Here is a 24279-nt window from a genome sequence, read left to right as displayed (position 1 = left end):
GAATCCCGAACAGCTCGCTCAAGTATCAGTGCTTAGCCCATTCACCACGAACGTGCCCAATGTGACGGGTCATTAGCGCCTGGGCTTCATTCGCTTTACCGGCGCCTATCAAGTCAACGAGTTCCACGTGCTCCAAAGCCATTTCCCGCAGCTTTCCTGAGGCGGCCAGCGGCGCAAGACCCAGCAGACGCGTGTGTGCGCGCAGATCCGAAATCAAGGATACGAGTTTCCGGTTTCCGCGGTACTCAAGGATGGTGATGTGGAACGCACGGTCAGCTTCGGTGTAGGCAATCAAGTCACCCTCACCGGCATACTCGACAATGGCGTCCGCCATTTCACGTAGTCGAACCAACCCGGCGGAGTCGATGAGCGCAGTTACATCCCTAACCGTGGGTGGTTCAATCAATAGTCGAAGGGCGGTGATGTCGTCCAAGTCCGCATCGGAAACCTCCGTGACGCGAAACCCTTTATTCGGCAAGGAAACTACCAGTCCCTCTTTAGCCAGATCCAGCATGGCTTCGCGAACGGGGGTGGGGGAAACACCAAACCGCTTACCTAGGGTCGGCGCCGAATACACTTCGCCAGGCTTCATTTCGCCTGAGATGACGGCAGCCCGGAGAGCTTGGGTAACGGTCTCGCGCAGGCTGACATTCTTTTTGACCATGGTCAGGTGCGAATGTTCCAGGGAGCTCATGACTCCTCCGTTCCCCGTATAAAGCAATGGAAGTGGAACTTGATGTCCACTACAATATGACATTTTAGTCGACGATAGCCCTTGTTGCCGTAAAGAGTTCGTAGGCCCTTCCGGCCACCACGATGTCTTCCCATGACATCCCCACTCCGGTGTACAGCAACGGCTTGCCGGGCTCGGGCGCAAAACGTCCGTTAAGAAGATCCGCCAGTGTCACCAGCCCGCGCGCCTCCCACTCCCGTCCGGATCGCGCAGGAATCAAGTCCCCTGCCTCACGCAGAGCAGATCCATACCCTTCCACCACCACTTCAGCCCTTAATACAAGGGCCGGATCAATCTCTCTCGCATCCAATCCGTGAGATCCAATGGCCGCCACCACCGCTGATTCCTGGACCAAAGCGCCATCAAAAACCGGAACCGATGAAGAAGTCGCACACAGCACGACGTCGGCTCGCGCAACATCCGCCGGCTCACCGGCCCTAGCCGAAAGCCCACGTTCCGTCCACCTGTCAGCAAGCGCTGCCGCGGCCTCCGCACGCCTACCCACCACCACCAGAGAGTCGATTCCACATACAGCCAACAGCGCCTCTATGTGCCTATCCGCCTGTAGTGAGGTGCCAAAAACCACCACGTTCCCCGCCGAATCCGCGTCCCGCAACGCCAGCAGGTGTTTGACGGCCATAATGGTCACGGCGGGAGTTCGGATCAGAGTCATTTCGGCACCGTCAAGGGCCGCCAACGGCGTTAGAAATTCGCCATCGAGCAACAGATAAGTCCCCTGAATCTTGGGGTGGGACTTGGCGGGGTTCTCCGGCGCCACGGTGACCACTTTGACCCCCGCATACTTGGCAGACTGCGCTGGCATGAACAAGAATTCCCCGGTAGCCAGCGGCGCAAACAGGCGCGGCGAATCCGATTCCGGGTCCTGGCCACCGCGTAAAGCCTCCTCGAGAGCTGCGACGGCCGCGGTCGGGGACATTAGCGCGTTCAGAGCTGAGGCGTCGATGTATGGCAGGGCCATGGAGGCTCCTTCTGTTCAGTGGGGGTTCTTAAGTGAGTAAAGCACGACGTCGGCATGTCCGCTCGCGTGCGCCGTTATGCAAATGTGCACGCCGGACGCCGATGCGTGCAGGACTTGAGACTGTTCCGCGTCGAGCAGGACGACCGGCACGAATGTTCCGTAAAGCTCCGCAGCAGCCATCACGCCCAAGGCCACAATGGCGTCTCGCACCAGCAGCAAAATCGCGGCCGGGCCCACGCCGGCACGTATCGCTTCTGCCAGCACCGACGATGATGAACTCGACCCCCGCGAGGCGTCCATCAAGATAACCCTTCCCGCCATCGATGTTCCGGACTGGGGATGGTGGGTGTCAATGATCATGCCGGTGTTCCTATCCATGCCACCCCAGAAAGACAATGGTTCATCCAACGCCAGCAGCGCGCCGCAGCCATCACCGCAGCACAAAGTTAGACCGCGCATAGTTTGACCACTCACTGTTTGACCACACAGCTTTGCATCAGCGAGGTTATGATCAGGCGGAGGTGGAACAGACCCCATTGATCCTTCCCCAGCGCCTTCATTCCCACTGGCGATCATCGCGCACCACCTTTCCGGCGCGAGCTGAGGCTAGGCATTCCCCCAACGTGCCAAACACCACGTCAACGCCAAGATTCATGGGAGCGTACCAAGCCCATTTGCCCGACGGCGTCATCACTGTCCGCTCCTCCGGTGCCAAGATGGGCGTGATGTACGTGCACGTGTCCACCACGATGCGGGCACCACGTTCCTGCGCAGCTTGCACAAAGCCTTTTTCGCGCGCTTGTGCCAAAACCTCTCGTGAAGTGTTGATCCAGACCGTGCAGTCGGCATGGAAGTCGCTTGAGTCCTCAAGCGAAGCTGCGAGTTTTTCAAATTCGTGCACGGAAAAGTGCGGTGTGCCCAAAGCCACGGCATCAAGCGGCGCTGAAGGGTCCGCCGTCGTCAATTCATCGCGAGCCGCTCGCAACATCGCCGCGGTGATGGCAATCCTTGGTTTACCGAACCAGTCTGGATTCCCCGCGGCAGCAATCGCCTCAGGCGTTACACCCGCTACGTGAAAGAGTGCGACTCCTCCGGAAGACGCTGCGGTAGCCCCCAATGCCTTGAGTTTGTCCTCGTCCACCAAAGTTGGATTGATTCCCGTCAGCAGTGGAACCCTGGACCCCGAGCTGCGCCCGACCACGTCACCGAGTGCGGCCCAGATGGCCTCCTCACCCAACATCCGGACAGACAACGCCGAGCAGTCAAGCTCCACTGTGGGCACCCTGTTCCCTTCCAGATGCAGTCCGGCGTGCGGTACTCGACCGGTGATAGCGGCACAAATATCGATGAAGTCCCCATAACGTTCGGTCCGTGCCCCCAACACAGAGTTCGCGAAAACGATCGCGTTCGATTCCGCCCACGCGATGTCTTCGCCGAATCCCGGACGCTCCACGGACTGGTAGGGCGCACACGTCCACGTCGCGCGGGCACCAAGTGCACGGTACGCATCCATCAATGCCCGGGCGTCGATGGCATCCTGCGGGGGCAGCCTTACCAAGCCAGGGTGCAAAAGGTCCAATGAGCTGGTATTCAAAGTGGTGGGAACAGCCACTTTCGCACCAAGACCGGCCAGCTTCTGGGCAAAATCGAGCCCCGCCTGCCCGTGATAGAGACAGCCATCAATGTGCGCGTTGGTCACGGGTATGAGCCGCGTCGCCCCCAACACGCCAGCTAGTGACACCACCATGCGCATGGCCATGGCGGTGCCGTTACCACGATCGCCGCACAGCATGGCAGCCTCCTCGCTCCTGAGCACGAGTACCGGGGCACTCACAAGAGGAATCCCGCTTGGAAAGGGTCCTCCGGGTCCAGGTGATACTGTGCGGTCCCGGTAATCCAGGCCCGTCCAGTGATGGTGGGGATCACCGCGGGAAGCCCAGCCACCGTCGTTTCCGCTACTAATTGGCCTACGAACGCTGTGCCAATGAAGGACTCGTTGACGAAGTCAGTATTGAGCGCCAACGCTCCACGAGCGTGAAGTTGGGCCATCCGAGCACTGGTGCCGGTGCCGCACGGTGAACGGTCAAACCAGCCCGGGTAAATGGCCATGGCATGACGGGAATGCTGAGCTGTGGATCCGGGAGCCGCCAAATACACGTGGTGACAGCCCGTGATGTCCGCCCGCTCCGGGTGGATGGGCATGTTTTGGGTGTTGATGGCGTCCATGATCTTCAATCCTGCATCCAGCAGCTGATCCTTGGCTACCCGGGAAAATGGCAATCCCAGCTCATCCAGGTCAACGATGGCGTAAAAATTTCCACCAAACGCCATGTCGTAATGCACTTCACCAAAGGCTTCCACCTGCACGCTCTGATCAAGCGCTAAAACAAAGGAGGGCACGTTGGTAATGGTCACGGATTTGGCGCTTCCACCCTCCACTGCGACTTCAGCGACCACCAACCCGGCAGGTGTATCCAGCCGAATCGTAGTGACCGGCTCCACCACGTCAACCATTCCTGTTTCCACCAACACCGTCGCCACACCGATGGTGCCATGCCCACACATGGGCAACAGCCCGGAGACTTCAATGAACAAGACCCCATAGTCGGCGTCGGCCCGGGTAGGGGGCTGCAAGATTGCCCCACTCATTGACGCGTGACCGCGCGGTTCGCACATCAACAGGGTGCGGACGTCGTCGCTGTTCTCCATGAACCACTGGCGGCGTTCAGCCATAGTGGCACCTGGGATGGTGCCCACCCCGCCGACGATGACGCGGGTGGGCATTCCCTCGGTGTGGGATTCTACGGAATGAAAGACACGCTTGGAGCGCATTGATTGGCCTTTACTTGTAGCCCTTGGCCAGGACGGCCTCGGTGTCAGCTGTGATCCGCGCTGCTAGCTCGGCTGGCAACGGCAGACGAGGCTGACGGCAGGCGCCGCCGTTGCGTCCTGCGATGTCCATCGAGAGCTTGATGGACTGCACAAACTCCGGTTTGGAATCCCAGCGCAGCAGTGAGTGGAGGTCACGGTAAATGGGAAGCGCTGCCATGATGTCCGCGGCATCGCCACTCGTGGCCAGGTTGTACAGTTTCACGGTGCTTTCCGGGATCGCGTTCGGGTAGCCGGCAATCCACCCCACGGCACCAGCTAGACCAAGCTCTAGCAATACGTCATCGGAGCCGATCAACAGATCCAGATCAGGAGCGAGCTCGGCAATTTCGTAAGCACGGCGAACATCCCCAGTAAATTCCTTCACCGCCACGATCAAGCCCTCACCATGCAGGCGGGCCAGCAGCGCAGGCGTCAAATCGACCTTGGTGTCATACGGGTTGTTGTAAGCAACGATCGGCAGCCCGGCCTTAGCGACCTCACGGTAATGTGCCACGACGGCTTCGTCGTCGGCCTTGAAAGTATTAGGGGGCAGCGCCAGCACGGAAGCGGCACCGGCATCGCGTGCTTGCTCGGCCCAGCGACGGGACTCATCCGCGCCGTAGGCCGCAACACCCGGCATGACGGTAAACCCAGCGGGTGCGGCCGCAACGGCCGTCTCCACGACCTTCGCCCGCTCCTCGAGCGTCAACGTCTGATATTCGCCCAAGGAACCGTTGGGGCAAACGCCGTCGCAGCCATTTGCCGCCAGCCAAGCGACATGCTCACCGTAGGCCGCATAGTCAACGGCGCCGTCGGCCGTGAACTGCAGAGCGGTAGCGACGTGGATGCCCTGCCAGGGCTGAGTGCGACTTGTCATGATGGTCTCCTTTGTCCAAAAGCAATGTGATCCAGGCTCCCCAGAGGAGCAGTGATAACGCTCACACTATCAGTACAATGTCACATAATACTAGTGAAGAAGTGGCCACAGCAGCGCCAACTCAGAACTTAAGCCGCCAACGGGGACCAGCGCAGTAGTGCCCTGGTCCCCGTTGAAGCCCCAACCCTATGCGCCGAGGTAGGCCTCGACGATCCGGGAATCAGCCATGAGTTCAGCACCGGTCCCGGTCATGGTGGTCACACCGTTTTCAATGACATAACCACGACTCGTAATCTTCAAAGCGGCACGAGCATTTTGCTCCACGAGTAGCACCGTGGTGCCGTTGGCGTTGACCTCTTTGATAACGTCCATGACCTGAGCGACGATCAGCGGCGCCAAACCCATAGACGGCTCGTCCAGCATCAGCATGCGCGGCCCTGCAATGAGCGCACGTCCAATCGCGAGCATCTGTTGCTCTCCACCGGAGAGCGTTCCACCTTGCTGCGAGCGCCGTTGCGCTAGCAGGGGAAGCAGCTCAAAGACGTCCTTGAGCCTTTTTTGCACGGCGGAACGGTCCTTGACCAGATACCCACCCAACTGGAGATTTTCCAGAACGGACAGGGTGGAGAAGATTCGCCGGCCTTCGGGCACATGGATGAGCCCCGCATTAACCACGTCCCACGGCTTGGCCCGCGTGATGTCTGCTCCGGCAAAACTGATGGCGCCGGAGTGGACTTTCACAATGGCAGACGCCGCGGATAACGTTGTGGTTTTCCCAGCACCGTTGTTACCCAACAAGGCCACGATCTCGCCCTCTTCGACCCGGATATCGATTCCGCGCAGGGCTTGAATTTTGCCGTAAAAGACTTCAACGTTCTCAAAATTGAGCATTGACATCAGAGCTTGCCCCCGTCCGGATTTTCCGCTCGGCCCGCAGCATCTTTCGCTTCATCAGCCGCCGGTTCATCGGCTTTTCCAAGATACGCCTCGATGACTTGTGGATTCTTTTTCACTTCATCCGGGGTCCCGTCCGCAATTTCCTTACCAAAGTTCATAACTACCACCCGTTCGCTGACCTCCATGACAACGCTCATGTCATGTTCGATCAGTACGACGGCGGCACCAAGGTCACGAATCTTGCGGCACAACTGAAGTAGCTCGCGTTTTTCGGAGTGGTTCAGACCCGCCCCTGGCTCATCCAGAAGCACGAGCTTGGCCTTGCGGGCCATGGCGCGTGCCATTTCGACTTGGCGTTGCTGCCCGTAAGCCAGATTTCGGACGGGAATCCCTCGCCCTCCCCGGTATCCTACGAAGTCCAGCCAACGGTGCGCCTCGTCCGTGTAGTACGCCTCGCTCTTGCGATACCGAGGAGTGTGAAAGAGGGCGTCCACAAAATTCTGTCCGCCATATAAATGCATACCACCGCGAACATTATCCAGCACCGTCAAATCCGGGAACAGGCGCAGGTTCTGGAACGTACGAGTGACTCCGGTTGCTGCAATGGCGGCCGGACGTTTGCCCGTAATATCCTGCCCGTCCACCAAAACCGTGCCGCTAACCGGCTTATAAAATCCGGTGATGCAGTTGAACGCACTCGTCTTCCCCGCCCCATTCGGGCCGATCACCGAGACGATCTCTCCGGCGTCGGCTGAAAAAGTGAGTCCGTTGACTGCCTTGACCCCGCCGAAGGCGATCTGGAGTTCATTGACTTCCAATAGCGGACTCATAGCGTCCCACCTTTCGCCGGGCTCACGGAATCTCCCGGACCAGGATCTGCGTTCTCGCTCTCCCCGTCCGTGCGTTCCACCTCAAAAGCTCGGCTAGGCCAGAAACCTTGGGGCCTCAGCACCATCACAGCTACCAGCACGACGCCGAAAATCACGTACCGTAGATTTCCCATGTCCCGCAGGAATTCAGGCAAGAGCGAGATAGCAACGGCACCGACAACCACGCCTCGAGTATTGCCCATGCCACCGAGCACGACCGCCATCAAGACAAGTGCTGACTGCAAGAAAACGAAGCTCTGCGGAGAGATAGCGGAGAGGTGTGCAGCAAACAGCATCCCTCCCAGACCTCCCCACATGGCCCCGAAGATGTAAGCCGCCAATTTCACCTTGTAGGTGTGAATGCCCATGGCCTCGGCAGCATCTTCATCCTCGCGGACAAAGCGCCACGCCCGGCCTAAACGGGACTTCCCTAACCGAGCCGAGCCCAACACCAGCAGGCTGACCACCACCACACAGAAGTAGTAGAACGGGACCGAGTCGGAAAGTTTCAGGCCGAAAAGTTCGATGCCTGGGATGCCATAGATCCCGGATGGCCCACCCGTGATGGAAAGATTGTTAGCGGTAAGCCGAATAATCTCACCAAATCCAAGTGTCACGATCGCCAGGTAGTCACTGCGCAAACGCAGAGTGGGCCCACCGATGATCAACCCGGCCAGAATGCACATAACCAACACCGCAGGAATGGTGAACAGGATAGGTAGGTCCCACGCCTTGGAAACAATCCCGGAGGTATAGGCTCCCACTGCCATGAACGCGATGTAGCCCAAGTCAAGAAGCCCGCAATAACCCACCACAATGTTCAACCCTGAGGCGAGCAGGATGAAGATCACGGCTGTGGTGCCAATGTTCATGGCGTACGGCGTGGCCAAGATAAACGGGAAAACTATTGCCACCACGAAGGCGCCCCAACCAAGCTGTTTGCTTTCAAACAGACGTGAGAAGCGGCTCGCTGGCTTACCGATGCGGCGCGGAGCGCGGCTTGTGTCTACGTTCTCACTCATTTAGACACGCTCCGTCACTCGTTCGCCCAGCAAGCCGGTAGGTTTCAAGGTCAGGAATGCGATGAGAACTCCAAAAGTGAAGACGTCCCGCCACTGGCCACCGAGCCACTGGGAACCGAAAGCTTCCAGCAAGCCCAACAGTAGCCCGCCCAACATGGCGCCCTTGATATTGCCGATGCCACCAATGACTGCTGCGGTGAAGGCCTTTAGCCCAATGATGAAACCCATCAAAAAGTCGATCTTGCCGTAGTAGGCGCCAGCCATGACACCGGCGGCTCCGGCAAGTGCGGAGCCGATGAAGAACGTCCACGTAATGATTTTGTTGACGTTCACCCCCATCAGGAGAGCCCCCTTGGGATCCAAAGCAATGGCACGCATCGCTCGGCCCATGGAAGTGCGTTGGATGTAGGAGTTCAGACTCAGCATTAGCACCACGGCAATGACCATGAGCACGATTTGTGGTGCGGAAATGCGGGCGCCAAGGAAGTCGAAGCTTTCCCCTTCAAGCCTTACGGGGAACACCTTTGGGTTAGGGCCAGCGATTGCGCTCACGCCGTATTCCAGCGTGAAGGAGGCTCCAACTGCGGTGATCAGCACCGCCAGTCGAGGTGAGTTTCGCAGCGGCCTATAGGCCAGGTATTCAATACCGACTCCGATGCCGCCGGTGATGATCATTGTCAGCAACAGCACTATCAATAGAGCTGTGATCGACATGGAAGCCGGTATGACGCCAACAGAACTCAGCACGGCGAAACCTATGAAGGCGCCGACCATGTAGATGTCACCGTGGGCGAAGTTGAGAAGTTTGATGATGCCGTAGACCATTGAATAGCCTAAGGCGATGAGTGCGTAAAAAGAGCCTACGAAAAGGCCATTCCAAATCAGCTGTGTCATGCGTCCTGCCTTGACTGTGAAAATGGTTCCAGTGAGGGGCGGTCCAAGCAGCGGACAGTTGTTTAGGCTGCCCGCTGCTTGCTAGAAATTAGCTCAAGACGTCTTAGTTCAAAGTATCTTTCAAGACGAACTTTCCACCTTGGACCGCAAGGATTTGGAAGCCACCGTTGCTTAGCGTGTGCTCGGGGGTGAACTTCAGCGGACCGGAGAATATCTGGAAACCATCGATGGCGGTCAAGGCTTTGGTTACGGCATCGCCGTCGGTGCTCTTGGCCTGCTTCATGGCTTCGGCTGCCACTCGGACAGCGTCATAGGATTGCGTGGAGTATGGCCCGGGAGCCGCACCGAACGCTTTGGTGTAGTCGGCAATCCATGTCTCGGCGCCCTTGATGGTGTCCGGGGTCTGGGTCATTGTGGCGAGAACACCCTCGGCATTTGCTGCTCCAGCGATGGTGACGAGGGACGGATCAACGCTGCCATCAGCGACCATAATTTTGCCCTGGTACCCAGCCGCCTTGAGCTGATTGATGATCAGCCCACCCTCTTGGTAGTAGCCGGTCCAGTAAACCATGTCGGGCTTGGCACCCATGATGTCGTGGACCACTGAGGAGTAGTCGCTTTCACCCGCAGTCACCGAGGTGGCCAACGCCGTCTTGACACTGCCTTCGCTCGCCAGGTCCTTCTTCGTCTCGGCGGCAATGTCCTTTGAATAGCTGGTGTTGTCATCCACCAAAGCCACAGTCTTCATACCGTCCTTGACCATGAACTTCACGGCCGCTGCCGCCTGCTGGACGCCGGTGCCATTAATCAAAAAAACGTTGGGTAGCTTCTGATTGACCAGGTCCTGCGAGTTGGCAGCAGGGATAATCATGGGGATATTGGCCTTGGAGAAGATGGGCAGCGTCGGAAGCGTGGCCCCCGAGCAGTATCCACCTACGGAGATAACCGCACCGTTGGAGACTGCCTTGTTGGCAGCAGCAGCAGCCTGAGTGGGATCGCAAGCGCCATCCTCAAGGTCCAAGGCGAGCTGGCGGCCCAGGACCCCGCCCTTTGCGTTGATCTCATTAACGGCCAGTTGCATGCCATTCTTCATGTACACGCCGGTAGGTGCACTAGAACCGGACATCGGAATAACGGCGGCAATTTTGATCGGCCCTGAATCCGCCGTTTTGTCCCCTCCACCGCCAAGTATGCCGCCACACCCGGTAGTGGCGAGCATGGCTGCGGCCACTGCGCCCACAGCAAATACCTTGGGAATTCGAAGTTTCATTGTCTGCATCTCCTTTGACGTGACAACATGCAAGCCAAAAACGCGACGCACAAACACCGTCACGGCAGCTACTGTCAGATAGATCACACTGTCTTGATGTGTAAAATATGACATGTTACGTTCAGCCGTGTCAACGATGTTTCGGGCTAGGCGAACAATCGAGACCGGACTGAAACCAACGGCGCTAGAGACGCCATGTCGCCGTCCGCGCCTTGCACCTAGGGCAAAGGAACGCTAGAACAGTGCGTCCCTGCTGAGGGCTTGCCCGCAGCAGCCTGACAGTTCATTGATACCGCAACTAACCTTTGCTATCCCAAACAACAGGGGTCCGCTAGCGTCGTCCTCGTTTTTGTGCACGCGCCTTACCTCCAGGGCGTCCACCCCCACGAAGGTGCAGGCCGCTCTTGGCGGCACCTTTACCGGCCCCGCCCTTACCGCCCCCCTTACCGTTGGTACTTGTCCGCGAGGTACTCGAGCCTTTCTTGGGGGCTTCGGCCTGTTTGGCCAACACCGACGGCTGCCGGGAGCTATTGGCACTGCGCCCGCGAACTACGCCAATGAACTCCTCTATAACAGTCTCAAAATCGTCCGCCAGCGGCTTATCGGCGCGCAGCCATGCCAATCCGATCCCTGATTCGTCAACACCTGTGAGAATGCGAGCCCGCAACTCCTTGCGGTTGAAGTGCCGAGCCACGGACATTGGCAGGATCAAGATGCCTAGTCCCGCCTCCACTAGGTCTAAGGCTTCCTCTACAGAGCGCATCTTTGGCAGCGGTTTGCGCGTTCCCTCCCGAATTTCAGAGGAGACGTCGCGCCATTGCGGGAAGTCTTCCGGGTGCGCGAGCAGATACTCATCGGCGAGTTCCGCGACGTCAATCTCCTCAAACGCCGCAATCGGATGGTCCTTAGGTGCCACCACCACTGACAATTCGGTATAGAGCGGGATGACGTTTAGGCCGTCTTTTTCAACTGGTAAACGGACGAAGGCCATGTCGGCGGTTCCTGCGCGAACGGCGTCGAGCTGCCCTGACTCAGTGGCGGGGACAGCCAGCAGTTTCACCTGCGGCATCCGCTCTTCCCACCGGTGGATCCATTTTCCGGGAGTCACACCAGGGACAAAGGTTACTTTAAGTTCGCGGGATTCTGGCACTTGTTCACCCTAACGCACTGTATTCCCGCAAACCACTGTCTTTGCACCGGTACCCTTGGAGGATGACCATTGAACCCTCATCCCAAGCCATGAAGCCCGCCACTGCGGCTAAGAAGCTGGGCATCCATTTGCCTGCCGCCCCCACTGATTTCCAGGAAAACGCGCTGACCCATGAGGCATTCAAAGCTCTTCAAGAGAACCCGCCAGAATGGCTGGCCGAGCTGCGCCGCAGCGGCCCGCACCCGCGCCAGGTTGTTGCCCAGAAACTGAACATTTCAATTGGCGGGCTGAACCGTTCCGAGGTTACGGAAACACTGACGACGTCGGAGATCACCGAGCTCCTCAAGAGCCCGCCGGCATGGCTGGTCCAGGAGCGCGCCGTGCACGCAACCGCCCGGGCCGAAGCCAAGTTGGCCAAGGAGCGCGAAGCGGCTAAACGCCCGAAGTCCTAGTAGCAAACAAGGCGACGGCGTGCCGTACTGGCGAGGGCGCGTGAAAGTACACACGCCCTCGCCAGTACGGCACGCCGTCGGTGCTTAATGGCCCTGGAACCGTCTAGGGATTGTAGATCTGGCTACTGCGACTGAGGACTTCGCCCTTGAAGAACTCCGGATGACGCCGATACATCAAGAACATCAGCACCACACCGAGCAGAATTACCCCGGCGCCCAGAATGAACACCATGCCCAGTCCGGCAATATTGGAGCCAGAACCGTAACTCGGATCCATCGAATCGTAAGCGGTCTTGATGAACATGACGAGCAGGATCACGCCGCCTATAAGTGGAGCCAGGAACTTGTACAGGAAGTTGCGCACCCCGTGGAAGGCTTCAGCACGGAAATACCAAACGCACGCCAGCGCCGTGATGCCGTAGTAGAAGCAGATCATCATCCCCAATGCCGTAATGGTGTCCCACAACGCGTTCTCTGAAAGTGTCCGGGTGACGATGTAGAAGCCAGCAGCGGCAATAGCGGCCGCGATCGTTGCATAGCCCGGCGACTTATGAGTGGGGCTGATCTTGCTAAAACTCTTCGGCAGGGCGCGGTAATGACCCATGGACAGCAGCGTCCTAGCTGGTGAGACAAACGTGGACTGCAGCGAAGCTGCGGAGGAACTTAGAATGGCCAGCGACATCAAAATTGCAAACGGTCCCATGATGGGTCCGGCGAGGACGGCAAAGATGCTGCCCTGATTCTCTGGGTTCCCGGCGCCAAGCCCCGTCTCCCCGATCCCTGCGTAGGACAACGTGGCCAGAGAAACCGTCATGTAGATAAGCACAATCACCACCACCGTTGCGGTGGCCGCCCGTCCCGGAGTCTTTTTGGGGTTTTTCGTTTCCTCATTCATTGTCAAGGTCACATCCCAGCCCCAGAAGATGAAAATGGACAAGGACACCCCGGCCGCGAATTGCGAGAATGAGCCGACGGCAAAGGGGTTGAACCAGTCTGGCGAGATCGCCGTGGCATCAAACGCGGTTCCATTGGCAACATGGGCGAAGGCGGCAATGGAGAACCAGCCCAGGATCACCAACTGGAACGCCACCAGAATGTACTGGAATGCCTTAGTGGTCTCCATCCCCCGGTAAGAAATCCAACAGGCGCCAGCAATGAAAACAAGTGTTGTGACGATGTTCAGCGGTAAGTTGCGTGTCAGATCGGCCAGTGACGGGTTGGAAAATATTTGGGCCAGCATGAGGTAAAAGAAGTCCACCGCCACGGCGGCCAAGTTGGACAGGACGATGATGGTGGCAGCAATGAGGCCCCAGCCACCCATCCACCCAAGCCACGGACCGAAAGCGCGCGTTGCCCACGTAAAGGAGGTTCCGGCGTCGGGCATGGCATTGTTCAGTTCACGGTAGCCAAGTGCCACCAGAAGCATCGGGATGAAACCAACCAAGAAAATGGCCGGCAGGTGCACCCCCACTTCAGAAACGGTCGGGCCCAACGCTGCTGTCAGCGTGTAAGCCGGTGCAATGCAGGAAATTCCAATGACGACGGCGCCAATCAGGCCTACCGAACCAGCCTTGAGACCCTTTTCACTGAGCCCGTGGTCGCCGGCGGCATTCTTTACTGTGTCCGGAGAAGTCATTTTTTCGCCTCACGTGGTCCGTCCGCGTCAACGACGGGGATCTGGGTAGTTTGCAGCAGGTCATCGGCGCTTCCCACGTAGTTACGGGGAACCACTATCATCGGAACCGGCAGTGCCCGCAAAATGCGATTGGCGGTGCTGCCAAGGAAAATGGAGTTGTTGTGTGCCAGGCGGCTGGAGCCGATCAACAAGATCTCACCCTTTTTCCAGTTGAGCGCATCCACCGCATCCTCGATGGTCCGTCCACTTCCCACCACGACGTCGATCGCTTGTTTCTCCAGCGAACTCCCCTGAAGAGCTTGGCTGGCAGCAACCACAGCGCGAAGATGAGCCTTGGCGTCTTCGACTGTGGCACCGGCTTCGTTGTTGCCCAGCGCAATGAGGGAGACCACCCGCAGGGGAAGACCACGGCGCTTGGCCGACGCAACGGCAACCGTCAGTACCCCTTCTGCCCCAACGCGGGTGCCCACAGCGCACGTGAGGCGGGTGATCGGTTCGGTGCGGCTGTACCCCGAGGGGGCCAGCACCACGGGTAGCGGCGATGCGTGCAAAAGCGCATTGGCCACCGAGCCAACACTGAATCGCTTGAACAAGCCTGCGCTGCTGGCCCCAATAATCAAGGCCGACGCCCCGAGGTCTCTCGCCGCATTGATGAGTACCCCCGCTTCGGAGTCACCACGGTAAATGTGTGCCTTGGCTGGCACATCCGCCGGAATCAGGGCCAATCCTTCGTCCAACCATGCGGCTACTTGGCCGGCCAGAATGCTCTTAAAACCGGCTTCCGGCGGATAAACACCGTTGTACGGCGAATCCGCCGGCAACACCATGACAAGATCCAAAGAGGCGCCCTGTCTACGTGCAAGGGCCACTGCCAGGTTGACGGCATCGCCGCCACGGGCATTGGCCGTATATCCCACTACGTAACGCATACGGTTCTCCTCAGGACGTCATTGTCAAAGAATGCAATAGTTGCTAAAAATAATTGCTAAAGGTGAAGCCCTGCCGCACGTAAGTGCAGGACTCTAGGCCAGTTCCGCGATCAACTTCGCCGCAGTAAATTGGCCCATCCGGACTGCACCATCGACGTGTTGGTAACCTTCTGCGGCCAAGTCGGAACAGGACCAGTGGATGGGACCAACCGGTGTGAGCTGGTCTGCTCCGTAGCGGTGCAGCCCGCCGAGGTCATACGAGGCCGCGTAGGCTCCCCGGGTCCATTCCTCAGTTCCCCAATCAGATTCGTAATACACCACAGGCTCAGCGGCCTTCGGCCCCAGGAAATCGGCGAGCGCAGACGTGATTTCCTTTTTGCGCTGCTCGGGAGAAAGTGTAAAAGCGTAGTCTGCCTTCTCGTCAGAGATGAATCCCACCAAGGTGCCGCAAGGATCATCGTGATTGGTGTTGTCATACACCTCTTGGACTAGCGAAGAAGCAGAGAATCCTGTACCGGAGAGTCCGTCCTCACGCCAGAACGGGGTGTCGTAGACGGCATGGACCTTGATGACGAAACCCAGCGACTGGTGTTGATGCATCTGGTGCTGGCGTCGCGGCAAGGCGGGCTCGAAGGAAACGCGGTTGTAGAGGTTCGGCGGAACCGCCATGACAACGCGTTTAGCGGTGACCGTTGCCTTATCGGAAATAACACTCACCCGGTAGCCCTCCGAGGTCTCTTCCCAGCGGATGGTGCGGGCCGGGGAATTGAGGATGACGTCCTCCCCCAATTCTTCGGCCATCTTCACCGACACTCCCTGCATACCGCCCACTACGCGCTTGTCGAGAATGAAGTTATCGTCCACCAAGTTGGTGAAGGAGCCGGCGGAGGAGGCCATGAACACCGCCTGCAAGGCAGAGAAGGCATGGGCCGGTTTGGTGAGCATGCCTCCGGCGATGAACAGCCCAATGTTGTTGCAGGCCTCTTCATCGCTGGACTGGGTCCGCAGCCAGTGATGGAAGGAAATAATGTCCAATTCACGGGCTTGCGGATGAGCCCACGGCTTTTCTGGATCCATGGCACCCGCGAGCGAATCCAAGGTCTCAATGAGCTGATTCATCGCAGCCTCAGTGGTGGCGGAGACGGGAAACATTTCTCCCGTGTAGCGGGTTCGTGTCCCATCCGGAGCCACATAGACGCTGTCCCCGTCGCGGTAACGTGAATATGTTTCAAGCCCAAGTTCATCGAGCAGGCCAATCAGTGCCGTCTGGTCGGGGGAGACCCACTGGCCCCCGATTTCCAGCCAGGCACCGTCGATCGTGTTAGACCAAGTGCGTCCACCCACACGATCGCGCGCCTCGACGACGGCGACGCTCAGTCCCGCCTTGCGCAGTTCGCGTGCGGCGCTCATCCCTGACGGACCAGCCCCGATGATGACGACGTCGCGCTCGATGTGTTGCATGTTGGCCATGTTTCCCTCTCCTGCAAACCGTAGGTGATCCGGCTCACTAAATGAATGACGTTCATTTAGATTAGACTGTAACGGACGTCACCGCGTTTGGTAAAGGGGTGACGATAATAAATTTGCGCCACTGCGCGCCGGAATCGTAAAGGAGATCGTGACGTGCCCGACGGCGTACTGCCCCGCAAGTCCGTCAGCACCAAGTCAGCCCGGCGCCGGGCTGGCCGGCCACTTCACGCGCTTCTGGGTCATGCACAAATCACGTCGGCGGCGCTGAAGCTCGTTTCAAAAGACGGATATAAGGCCCTCACCATGTCCAGTCTTGCCAAGTCGTTGAATGTGGCGCCCTCCGCGCTGTACAACCACGTCCGCTCTAAGCAGGACGTTTTGGTCCTTGTGGAGGAGGCTCTGATGGGCCGGGTAGACGTCACAGCTTTTGCAAACCGGCCGTGGGCTGAGGCGGTCAGCGTCTGGGCACGCTCCTACCGCAACGTCTTTTCCGCCCACGTTCCCTTGATCCCCGTGATAGCCCTGCTGCCTGTCACCAATGCCTCGCAGACTCTGTTGATGTACGACGCCGTGACCAAGGGTTTCCTGCGAGCTGGCTGGCCGCAGGAACACATCATTGATGCCATCGTGGCACTGGAATCATTCATCTACGGCTCCGCTTACGACGTCAACGCTCCCGCAGACATCTTTTCCCCCGGTGATCTGGCTGGGCAAACACCCAACTTCACGGCAGCCGTCGCACACCGGAGTAATCAGCACGGCGCCAACGACGCCGATGCAGCCTTTGAACTAGGGCTTTCCGCCCTCATCGCCGGACTCTCCGCCACCATCCAAAAGCCAGCCCTCTAGCCATAGCCAGCCGCCGTCCATAGGCTGGGACTGACATAGGCAATCAGCAAGGGGAACACCATGGGCTTTAGCATCGGCAACGCAGCACTCAGACTTGTTTCTGGTGCATTCATCCTCAATTCAGGTATCGGAAAGCTCGCGATAGCCCCCGAGCACGCGGCCGGCCTGCAAGAAGCGGCAGCCCGGGTGATCCCACAGGCAGGTGGCCTGGAGCCAACCCAGTTTGGGCGCTACCTCAGCTCCCTGGAGATTGGCCTGGGAACCTTCATTCTCACCCCGTTTATTCCTACTCGGATGGCAGGCCTGGCGTTGGGCGCCTTCTCCGGGACATTGGTGGCTACTTACCTAAAGTCCCCCGGCATGACCGAGGCAGACGGAATTCGTCCCACGACTGCTGGCACCGCCATGGCCAAGGACTTTTGGCTCGTTGGCATTGCAGTGGCGCTGCTCTTCCACAAGAAAAGAAAGTAGCGGGACTTCTGCACGGTTCTTCTCGCGCTGGACGGCACCGGGGCCAGGTTCGGACCAGAGCCCCGAAATTACAGGGCCGTAATTTCTAACGCGGTAAACTGCAAGGGAACATGTCAGCCCGCCGGGCCGGCTTTTGCGTGCCAAGGAGACCCGTTGCCTTCCCAGCTTTCATCTGCGGGCGCCCGCATCCTTGAGCGGCCTGACATCCTCAAGGATCATGGAACACTAGCGCTAATCAATGAGACCCTAACGCAGGATCAGGCAGCGGCTGTGGACTTGTTGGCTGTGCGTAGCGCACTGGATGCCTATGCGATTCCCTATCTGCTGGCCCGGGGCAACCGGCGCTTCCCCGTGCTGGCCATTGACAGGGCTTACCGGCATGCGGTAAAAAATGCTCTGGTCCATAGTTTTGCCGACGAACCGTTTTACTCCCGCAGTAGGGACCCGCAAAAAGTCACCCTCCTAGTAGCGGATGGCAAGCTAGCGGCGCATAAGAAGACTCGGATCGTGCGGCTTTTTCGACCTCGTGTAGAACCGCTTGGCGGACTTCATTTTGGTGCTGCCTCTGGAGTCCAGTTGGAATTCTGGACGTTCAAAGACGGACTGATTCAATTGCCGGTGGAGAATTCCCTCACGCGCCGAAGTGTCGTGGCGAGTGATGCACGCCGCGGAACCGTTGAACTGTATGGCAAGACGTGGCCCACCATTGAGGGAATGTTTGCTGAGCATGCCTTTGACGTTCCGTTCCCCATCGATATGGTTTATAGCTGGGTGGATGGCAGTTCTGTGGAATATCAGGCAGATAGACGCAAGCGGGAAGCCGATGCTGTCTTAGGTGAGGGCGACGCACATGAGTCGCGGTTCCGGCAGGTCGATGAACTGAAATATGCGCTGAGATCCATATTCATGTTTGCGCCTTGGATCGGGACTGTCTTCATTGCCACAGATTCCTCCACACCGGATTGGCTTGCCGAGCACCCACGTATCCGCATAGTGCGCAGCCACGAACACTTCGCGGATCCGACAGTGTTACCCACTCATAACTCCATGGCAGTGGAATCACAGCTCCACCATATTTCCGGACTGGCCGAACATTTTCTATATTCTAATGACGACATGTTCTTTGGCCGGCCCGTAGCCCCTGCGATGTTCTTTACCCCCGGTGGCATCAGCAGATTCATGCTCTCCCCCAACAGGATTGGTCTGGGCGAGAGCTCCACCGAACGCAGCGGCTTTGAAAACTCAGCCCGGGTAAACCGGCGCCTGTTATGGGAACGGTTCGGTCGTATAGCCACCCGACACCTTGAACATGCGCCAGCCCCTCTGCGCCTATCCGTCATGACGGAGCTGGAAGCCAACTTCCCGAAGGAGTTCGCGGACACGGCGGCGAGCACTTTCCGGGCCGCGGGCAATATTTCAGTCACCAATTCGCTTTATCACTACTACGCCCTCTTCACCGGACGTGCCGTTATGCATAAGGACGGGAAGGGGGTTTATGTAGACACAACCACCCGAAAAGGACTCAACTCTTTGCAGCGCGTCTTGGCGCGACGAAACGCAGACTTTCTCTGCCTCAACGACGGCAGCTCCCCCGAAGTTGATGCGCAGGAACGCCGCGAACTCGTGACCGATTTCTTAGAAAAATACTTCCCGCTCAAAGCACCCTGGGAAAAATAGGACGCGTCAGACAAACCTTTGGCACAGGAAGCTACTCAGTTGCGGGAGTCGCTAGTCCAAGCGCGGCTAGGATCAACTGCTCTGAGTCAGCATCAGCGCACTCGCCCGTAGTTTGTGCGGCTTCGCGGTTATTAGCCGAGACCGCCTCCACCACCTCGCTGCGATGGATGCTGACATCTCGTGGCGCCTCAATGCCTATGCGAACCCCCTCGCCGCGGCCGCCGTCGAGGATGGTGACGGTGATGTTCGAGCCAATGACGATCTTCTCGCCGATCTTACGTGTCAATACCAGCATGCAGTTCCTTCCATGGATGTGCGCCAGAATTCAAGTCTAAAGCGTGGCAGAGGTGGCTTGATAGCCATCCACCCAACCCACTGGGTAACCCAGCTCGTTGACGGTTTCAGGCGTGGCTGTCTCCGTAGACCCCAGCACTGCGAGAGCGTCCGGCGTCGCGTACCAGGCCGTTTGTCGAGTCCAAACCTGCGTATCCTCCGGTTTGTGGAGCGCGTCCACCACAAGCCACAGCTGGTTTGGCACCACCGAAGCAAGTGCCGTAGGACTCGAGGATCCCTGAGCTCCAACACTGAACGCTATCACCAGCGGTTTACCATCAACCGCCGCCAGCGCCTGAGCCTTCTTAACTTCGGCGCTATCAATGAAAACGTGTCCGATCCCGTTTGACCGATGAACGCCAGCAGTGCGTAACTCCGCGCCGCCTTCTAGAGCTCCGATCATGCTCCAGGCAACATGGAGCGGCTGTTCACGCAGGCCCACCAACACGATCAAGTCCCCCGCAATGGTCGATGGTCGGGGCGTCTCAGGCAGTATGGATTCCCCTGCGCGCCGGCCTTTCCGATTGTTGATTTCTCGGAAAACCTCCATGGAACTGCTGCCGCTATCAACGCCAAGCTGTGCTGACACCTTTCCTAGAACAGCGTCAAAGTCCGGCTTCGCGGTGGAAACCACAAGAGCGGCTGAGGACTTCGCCGAATCGCCGTCGTCGGCGTCGGCCAACAAATCAGCCAAGCCACGCCTGGACGTGGGAGGACGGCGCACAACGCTGGCACTAGGGGTATCGGCGCGTTGCATGTGTGCTGCACGTCCGTCCACCTCCACCGTGACTTCAAAGGAAGTGACGGCTCCCATACCGAACAGCCCTCCAGTCTGAATCTTTTCGGCGCGGATAATCCGGGCACGTGCACCGTAGCGTTCGAAGATCTGCCATCGCAGGCTCTCCAGACTGTGGCCTCTAAGCTGAAATCGACTGGACACTACGCACCACCCCTACAGTTTCAATGTTCGGGTTGCCAGCCGTAGCCTCGGTGTAAGAAAGCACCGGGAGGGCGTTTACTCGTCCCGAAACCAACCGCTGCACGGCAGGGCGCAGGGCCGGAGCGCAGACCAGGACTGGACTACTCCCGGCAGACTCTGCGCTCGTGAACGTTTCTGTCACGGACACGAGAAAAGCTTCAAGCCGGGACGGGTCAACCACAATCTGGGTCCCCAGCTCCGAGGGGCGCAGGCCCTCCAGCAAAGACTGTTCCAGAGAGGGATCAATCATGAGCACAGCCAAACAGGCACCCTCAAGATATTTGTCAGCGATCACCGGGCCCAAAGCGTTCCGTGCTGCCTCGATCAACCCCTCAGCTTCGGTCCCCTTCTTCGCTTGGAGCGACAGCGCCTCATAGATTCGAGGGAGATCATTGATGGGCACTTGCTCGGCTAACAACCCCTGCAGAACACGTTGGACCTCGCCCAAAGACAGCAACCCGGGAACCAGCTCCTCAACTATCGAAGGTGAAATCTCCTTCACGCCTTCCGTGAGTACACGGACGTCTTCGCGGCTGAGTAGTCTTCCGGCGTGGGTCTTCACAATCGCTGAAAGATGAGTGATGAGTACGGAGACACGATCAATGACAGTGGCTCCTTGCATCTCCGCAGTGTGGCGCATCTCCGCCGGAATCCACTTGCCATTGAGCCCAAACACAGGTTCCACGGTAGGAGTGCCGGGGAGCGCGGCTAGGTTTTCACCCAACGCCAGCACCCTCCCGGCAGGGGCAGTGCCACGCCCAGCCTCGACACCGGCAATCCTGATGACGTAGGTGGCCGGCGGAAGTTCCACGTGGTCACGGGTGCGCACCGGCGGCACCACCATGCCCAACTCCATGGCGACCTTGTGTCGCAGCGCTTTGATGCGGGCCAGAAGATCATCGGCGGAACCAGAGACCAAATCCACAAGATCCGTTGAGAGCTGAATTTCCAGCGCTTGAACCCGCATCTTCTCCATGATGTCCTCGGTGGTTTCCTCCTGTGGAGGAAGTTCCGCTGCGCTGCGTGCCGCCAATGCTGCCGCAGTTTCAGCCGCCTTGACCCGTTGGCCCATGAACAGCAGCACCGCTCCCACAGCGAGGAAAAGAAACACCGGCATACCTGGAATGATGGCCATGATGATGGCCGCAACCCCTGCCACCATCAGGGCCGAGCGTGACTGCGTGAGCTGCACGGCCGCCGTCGTACCCATATCGGAGGAAGCATTTGAGCGTGTGACGATCATCCCGGTAGCCACAGCCATCAGCAGGGCCGGGATCTGGGACACTAAGCCGTCACCGACTGACAACAATGAGTAAGTGTTGACGGCGTCGCTAATGTCCATGCCCCGCTGGAGCATGCCGATGGCAATTCCGCCAACCAGGTTGATGATGATAATGATGATGCCCACAATCGCATCACCCTTGACGAACTTCGAGGCCCCGTCCATTGCCCCGTAGAAGTCCGCTTCCGCGGACACTTCAGCGCGGCGTTCCTTTGCCTCAACATCGGAAATTAGCCCGGCGTTCAAATCCGCGTCGATCGCCATCTGCTTTCCCGGCATGGCATCCAAGGTGAAGCGGGCCCCAACCTCCGCAACGCGTTCGGCACCCTTGGTGACCACCACGAACTGGATGACAACAAGGATCAAAAAGATCACGGCACCGATGATCAGGTTTCCGCCCACAGTGACCTGCCCAAACGCCTGAATCACCTGCCCTGCGTGCGCCTGACCCAAAACCAGGCGCGTTGAGGCCACATTCAGGCCCAGACGAAACAGCGTCGCCACCAGCAGCAATGATGGGAAGACGGAAAAATCCAGTGGTTTCTGTACAAACATGCTGTTCATCAGCACCAGCAGGGCCAGGACGATGTTGATGATAATCAAAATATCCAGGAGCAGCGGCGGGATGGGGACCACCAGGAGCAGCACGATTCCCACTACACCCATGGGGATGGCTAGCTTGGAGAAGTTGCGATTCACGCGAGGAGTCCTTTGCTCAGGGAGACGGGTGCCGAAGGTGCGGGGGTCGAGTTCCCCGGCGGACTCTCCGAATAGGAAACGACAGAGGCCGGAATGGCGGATCCCGCCGCTAAGATTTGGTGCATTCCAGCGGCCTGCCCACGCTTCTTCAACGCGATGACGAAGGCCAGGACAGCGGCCACTTGGTTATACAAATCCACCGGGATTTCCGCGCCGATCTCGCAGGATCCATGCAGCGCCCGTGCCAGCGGTATGTCCTTGACCATGGGAACCTTCTTCGCTTCGGCCTCAACACGAATCCTGGCGGCCACACGGTCCGCGCCCTTGGCCACAACCCTGGGCGCGGATTTTCCGGGCTCGTACTTCAGCGCCACGGCAACATGAACAGGGTTGACGAGTACGACGTCGGCCGTTGCCACCGCGCTCATCATGCGGTTGCGGGCCATGGCCAGCTGGCGCTGGCGTCGAGCAGACTTAATCATGGGGTCGCCGTCGCTGGACTTGTTTTCATCCTTGACTTCTTTCTTAGTCATTCGAGTCTTCTTGCGGTTACGCCGGGCAACGACGAAAACGTCCGCCAGGGCCAGCAGCATTCCGGCGGCCACGGCAAACTGCACCAACTGGGCCACCCCCGCAGACGTGGCGGAAAGGAGTTCAGAAATCTGCAACCCGCCGGTTGTCATGAGGGTTGGAACCATCCCCACAATGACGACGTAGAGCACCAGCCCCACCACGGCAGTTTTCAGCAGTGCCTTGACGCCGTTCCACATTGCTTGGGCGCCCACCACGTTTTTGAGTCCGGGAAGCGGGTTGAATTGTTCAAACTTTGGCTTGAATTTCTTGAAGTGAATGCCGCCTTGGATCGCCGCCGCAGCCGTCACCGCGACCACGACCGCGAAGAGCAGCGGGCCCAAAATTCCCGCCACCGTGCCAAGTGCCGATTCCAGAGCCTTCAGGGCCAGCTGTGAATCGGGATGTTCGGTCATCGTGGCTGCTGTGAACATCTGTTCGGCCAATGCATTGGATGCTCGCTCGATCACACCGGGCAGCATGATGACAGCCGTACCTACGCCTACCCACGCGGTTAGATCCTGGGAGCGGGAAAGCTTTCCCTTTTCCCGAACATCCTTCATCCGCCGCTCGGTGGCCTTTTCGGTCTTTTCTCCTGATTCAGCCACCGACGCCGGCCTTTCCCAAAGCGCCCAGCACTGTCTCCACCATGGCCGGAACAATGTGTCCAAGCCCCATGACGAGCAATCCGCCCAATGCAAGACTGAGCATAATCTTCAAAGGAAAGCCCAGCGCAAAGGCGTTTAGTGCCGGAGCCACGCGAGTCAACAGACCCAAACCGGTATCTGCCAGAAAAAGAACCACCAGCAGCGGCCCGGCTATCTGCACTGCGGCTAAGAACATCCCGCTGGTGGTGGTGGCCATCAGATGAGCTGGCTGGGACAGGTCCAAGCCTGTTCCCACGGGGATGGCGTCAAAGGATCGGGCCAGTCCACCAATGATCAGTTGGTAACCGTCTGAGGCGAATAGCAGTGCCAACGCTGTCATTTGGAACAGTCGGGTGAACTGGGCGCCGTTAACCATTGACTGCGGATCGTAGGCCTGGGCTAGGGCAAAACCACCAAAAGTATCAATCATCGAACCAGCTGTTTGTACGGCGGCAAACACCAGGTACACCAGAAAGCCCAGTGCCGCTCCCGTCACAACTTCTAGAATCAGGGAGAGCATGAACGTCCCGGTACTGCTCACGGCCCCGGGAACAGGCAGTTTCGCTGACATCGCCAAGGCCAGCCCCAATGCCAGCATCCCCTTGATGCGCAACGGAATAGCGTTGTAGGAAAACGGCGGAGCGATGACAATGAACGCGGTGATGCGCACCGCAGCGAGCATAGCCACTTCCAACCACGCAAAGTCAAGGGTGATGTTCACCG

At 58.5% G+C, this 24279-nt stretch carries 24 protein-coding genes; 4 read left to right on the top strand and 20 right to left on the bottom strand.

What is annotated here, in order from left to right; all coding sequences use genetic code 11:
• Window positions 1–25 precede the first annotated feature (25 nt).
• The 12 genes from LOH53_RS03375 to LOH53_RS03320 all read right to left on the bottom strand — a co-directional run bounded on the left by LOH53_RS03375 (window position 26) and on the right by LOH53_RS03320 (window position 11562).
• A complete protein-coding gene (locus LOH53_RS03375; RefSeq protein ID WP_230066322.1) occupies window positions 26–694 on the bottom strand; it encodes a GntR family transcriptional regulator in 669 nt (222 codons plus the stop codon).
• Between the two features lie 64 nt (window positions 695–758).
• Window positions 759–1712: an ornithine cyclodeaminase family protein gene (locus LOH53_RS03370; RefSeq protein ID WP_230066321.1), complete on the bottom strand. Its 954-nt coding sequence runs from the start codon at window positions 1710–1712 to the stop codon at window positions 759–761.
• A gap of 15 nt (window positions 1713–1727) precedes the next feature.
• Complete coding sequence (locus LOH53_RS03365; protein WP_230066320.1) at window positions 1728–2186, bottom strand: aconitase X swivel domain-containing protein; 459 nt, start codon at window positions 2184–2186, stop codon at window positions 1728–1730.
• Window positions 2187–2268: 82 nt separating this feature from the next.
• Complete coding sequence (locus LOH53_RS03360) at window positions 2269–3546, bottom strand: aconitase X (RefSeq protein ID WP_230066319.1); 1278 nt, start codon at window positions 3544–3546, stop codon at window positions 2269–2271.
• Complete coding sequence (locus LOH53_RS03355) at window positions 3543–4544, bottom strand: proline racemase family protein (protein ID WP_230066318.1); 1002 nt, start codon at window positions 4542–4544, stop codon at window positions 3543–3545. Before LOH53_RS03355 ends, LOH53_RS03360 begins: the two co-directional genes overlap by 4 nt.
• Before the next feature lie 10 nt (window positions 4545–4554).
• Window positions 4555–5460, bottom strand: coding sequence for a dihydrodipicolinate synthase family protein (locus tag LOH53_RS03350; protein ID WP_230066317.1), 906 nt, complete (start codon window positions 5458–5460; stop codon window positions 4555–4557).
• A gap of 186 nt (window positions 5461–5646) precedes the next feature.
• Complete coding sequence (locus LOH53_RS03345) at window positions 5647–6351, bottom strand: ABC transporter ATP-binding protein (RefSeq protein WP_326832730.1); 705 nt, start codon at window positions 6349–6351, stop codon at window positions 5647–5649.
• Between the two features lie 5 nt (window positions 6352–6356).
• On the bottom strand, window positions 6357–7187 hold the full coding sequence (locus LOH53_RS03340; protein WP_230066315.1) for an ABC transporter ATP-binding protein: 831 nt from the start codon (window positions 7185–7187) through the stop codon (window positions 6357–6359).
• Entirely contained in the window at window positions 7184–8248 is a 1065-nt protein-coding gene (locus LOH53_RS03335) for a branched-chain amino acid ABC transporter permease (protein WP_230066314.1), read from the bottom strand. The genes LOH53_RS03340 and LOH53_RS03335 overlap by 4 nt, the downstream gene beginning before the upstream one ends.
• Window positions 8249–9142 (bottom strand): branched-chain amino acid ABC transporter permease, encoded by an 894-nt coding sequence (locus LOH53_RS03330; RefSeq protein ID WP_230066313.1) that lies wholly within the window; start codon window positions 9140–9142, stop codon window positions 8249–8251.
• A gap of 103 nt (window positions 9143–9245) precedes the next feature.
• Window positions 9246–10412: a branched-chain amino acid ABC transporter substrate-binding protein gene (locus LOH53_RS03325; RefSeq protein ID WP_230066312.1), complete on the bottom strand. Its 1167-nt coding sequence runs from the start codon at window positions 10410–10412 to the stop codon at window positions 9246–9248.
• 331 nt (window positions 10413–10743) lie between these two features.
• Complete coding sequence (locus LOH53_RS03320) at window positions 10744–11562, bottom strand: LysR family transcriptional regulator substrate-binding protein (RefSeq protein ID WP_230066311.1); 819 nt, start codon at window positions 11560–11562, stop codon at window positions 10744–10746.
• A gap of 89 nt (window positions 11563–11651) precedes the next feature.
• Here LOH53_RS03320 and LOH53_RS03315 point away from each other — a divergent pair, with 89 nt between their 5' ends.
• Window positions 11652–12014, top strand: a complete 363-nt coding sequence (locus LOH53_RS03315; RefSeq protein WP_230066394.1) for a DUF5997 family protein — start codon at window positions 11652–11654, stop codon at window positions 12012–12014.
• A 103-nt stretch (window positions 12015–12117) separates the two neighbouring features.
• On the opposite strand, the gene LOH53_RS03310 is transcribed toward LOH53_RS03315, so the two are convergent.
• The 3 genes from LOH53_RS03310 to LOH53_RS03300 all read right to left on the bottom strand — a co-directional run bounded on the left by LOH53_RS03310 (window position 12118) and on the right by LOH53_RS03300 (window position 16040).
• Complete coding sequence (locus LOH53_RS03310; protein WP_230066310.1) at window positions 12118–13650, bottom strand: APC family permease; 1533 nt, start codon at window positions 13648–13650, stop codon at window positions 12118–12120.
• Entirely contained in the window at window positions 13647–14579 is a 933-nt protein-coding gene (locus LOH53_RS03305; protein ID WP_230066309.1) for a universal stress protein, read from the bottom strand. The genes LOH53_RS03310 and LOH53_RS03305 overlap by 4 nt, the downstream gene beginning before the upstream one ends.
• A gap of 93 nt (window positions 14580–14672) precedes the next feature.
• Window positions 14673–16040 (bottom strand): flavin monoamine oxidase family protein, encoded by a 1368-nt coding sequence (locus tag LOH53_RS03300; RefSeq protein WP_230066393.1) that lies wholly within the window; start codon window positions 16038–16040, stop codon window positions 14673–14675.
• 162 nt (window positions 16041–16202) lie between these two features.
• Between LOH53_RS03300 and LOH53_RS03295 the strand changes: the two genes are divergently transcribed.
• The 3 genes from LOH53_RS03295 to LOH53_RS03285 all read left to right on the top strand — a co-directional run bounded on the left by LOH53_RS03295 (window position 16203) and on the right by LOH53_RS03285 (window position 19046).
• Complete coding sequence (locus LOH53_RS03295; RefSeq protein WP_230066308.1) at window positions 16203–16898, top strand: TetR/AcrR family transcriptional regulator; 696 nt, start codon at window positions 16203–16205, stop codon at window positions 16896–16898.
• A gap of 60 nt (window positions 16899–16958) precedes the next feature.
• Entirely contained in the window at window positions 16959–17369 is a 411-nt protein-coding gene (locus LOH53_RS03290) for a hypothetical protein (protein WP_230066307.1), read from the top strand.
• A 153-nt stretch (window positions 17370–17522) separates the two neighbouring features.
• Window positions 17523–19046, top strand: coding sequence for a stealth family protein (locus tag LOH53_RS03285; RefSeq protein WP_230066306.1), 1524 nt, complete (start codon window positions 17523–17525; stop codon window positions 19044–19046).
• Between the two features lie 31 nt (window positions 19047–19077).
• Here LOH53_RS03285 and csrA read toward each other — a convergent pair whose 3' ends face one another.
• The 5 genes from csrA to LOH53_RS03260 are packed head-to-tail and all read right to left on the bottom strand — an operon-like array spanning window position 19078 to window position 24277.
• On the bottom strand, window positions 19078–19341 hold the full coding sequence (csrA, locus tag LOH53_RS03280; protein WP_230066305.1) for a carbon storage regulator CsrA: 264 nt from the start codon (window positions 19339–19341) through the stop codon (window positions 19078–19080).
• 36 nt (window positions 19342–19377) lie between these two features.
• The gene (locus LOH53_RS03275; protein WP_230066304.1) at window positions 19378–20319 is read right to left on the bottom strand and encodes a hypothetical protein; all 942 of its coding nucleotides are present in this window, start codon (window positions 20317–20319) and stop codon (window positions 19378–19380) included.
• A complete protein-coding gene (locus LOH53_RS03270; protein ID WP_230066303.1) occupies window positions 20297–22339 on the bottom strand; it encodes a flagellar biosynthesis protein FlhA in 2043 nt (680 codons plus the stop codon). Before LOH53_RS03270 ends, LOH53_RS03275 begins: the two co-directional genes overlap by 23 nt.
• Window positions 22336–23517 (bottom strand): EscU/YscU/HrcU family type III secretion system export apparatus switch protein, encoded by a 1182-nt coding sequence (locus LOH53_RS03265; RefSeq protein ID WP_230066302.1) that lies wholly within the window; start codon window positions 23515–23517, stop codon window positions 22336–22338. Before LOH53_RS03265 ends, LOH53_RS03270 begins: the two co-directional genes overlap by 4 nt.
• On the bottom strand, window positions 23510–24277 hold the full coding sequence (locus LOH53_RS03260) for a flagellar biosynthetic protein FliR (protein WP_230066301.1): 768 nt from the start codon (window positions 24275–24277) through the stop codon (window positions 23510–23512). The genes LOH53_RS03265 and LOH53_RS03260 overlap by 8 nt, the downstream gene beginning before the upstream one ends.
• Window positions 24278–24279 lie beyond the last annotated feature (2 nt).

Origin of the sequence: Arthrobacter cryoconiti (assembly GCF_020905375.1) — a bacterium.
In the GTDB taxonomy this organism is placed as follows: domain Bacteria; phylum Actinomycetota; class Actinomycetes; order Actinomycetales; family Micrococcaceae; genus Specibacter; species Specibacter cryoconiti.
Note: the sequence above shows the minus strand (reverse complement) of the source record. Positions and strands in the feature narration are given on the sequence as shown.

Bases quoted from the DNA above. Each gene is read 5' to 3' on its own strand.
- LOH53_RS03375 (WP_230066322.1), bottom strand. From the start codon at position 694: ATGAGCTCCCTGGAACATTCGCACCTGACCATGGTCAAAAAGAATGTC.
- LOH53_RS03370 (WP_230066321.1), bottom strand. From the start codon at position 1,712: ATGGCCCTGCCATACATCGACGCCTCAGCTCTGAACGCGCTAATGTCC.
- LOH53_RS03355 (WP_230066318.1), bottom strand. From the start codon at position 4,544: ATGCGCTCCAAGCGTGTCTTTCATTCCGTAGAATCCCACACCGAGGGA.
- LOH53_RS03350 (WP_230066317.1), bottom strand. From the start codon at position 5,460: ATGACAAGTCGCACTCAGCCCTGGCAGGGCATCCACGTCGCTACCGCT.
- LOH53_RS03345 (WP_326832730.1), bottom strand. From the start codon at position 6,351: ATGCTCAATTTTGAGAACGTTGAAGTCTTTTACGGCAAAATTCAAGCC.
- LOH53_RS03340 (WP_230066315.1), bottom strand. From the start codon at position 7,187: ATGAGTCCGCTATTGGAAGTCAATGAACTCCAGATCGCCTTCGGCGGG.
- LOH53_RS03335 (WP_230066314.1), bottom strand. From the start codon at position 8,248: ATGAGTGAGAACGTAGACACAAGCCGCGCTCCGCGCCGCATCGGTAAG.
- LOH53_RS03330 (WP_230066313.1), bottom strand. From the start codon at position 9,142: ATGACACAGCTGATTTGGAATGGCCTTTTCGTAGGCTCTTTTTACGCA.
- LOH53_RS03325 (WP_230066312.1), bottom strand. From the start codon at position 10,412: ATGAAACTTCGAATTCCCAAGGTATTTGCTGTGGGCGCAGTGGCCGCA.
- LOH53_RS03315 (WP_230066394.1), top strand. From the start codon at position 11,652: ATGAAGCCCGCCACTGCGGCTAAGAAGCTGGGCATCCATTTGCCTGCC.
- LOH53_RS03310 (WP_230066310.1), bottom strand. From the start codon at position 13,650: ATGACTTCTCCGGACACAGTAAAGAATGCCGCCGGCGACCACGGGCTC.
- LOH53_RS03305 (WP_230066309.1), bottom strand. From the start codon at position 14,579: ATGCGTTACGTAGTGGGATATACGGCCAATGCCCGTGGCGGCGATGCC.
- LOH53_RS03300 (WP_230066393.1), bottom strand. From the start codon at position 16,040: ATGCAACACATCGAGCGCGACGTCGTCATCATCGGGGCTGGTCCGTCA.
- LOH53_RS03290 (WP_230066307.1), top strand. From the start codon at position 16,959: ATGGGCTTTAGCATCGGCAACGCAGCACTCAGACTTGTTTCTGGTGCA.
- csrA (WP_230066305.1), bottom strand. From the start codon at position 19,341: ATGCTGGTATTGACACGTAAGATCGGCGAGAAGATCGTCATTGGCTCG.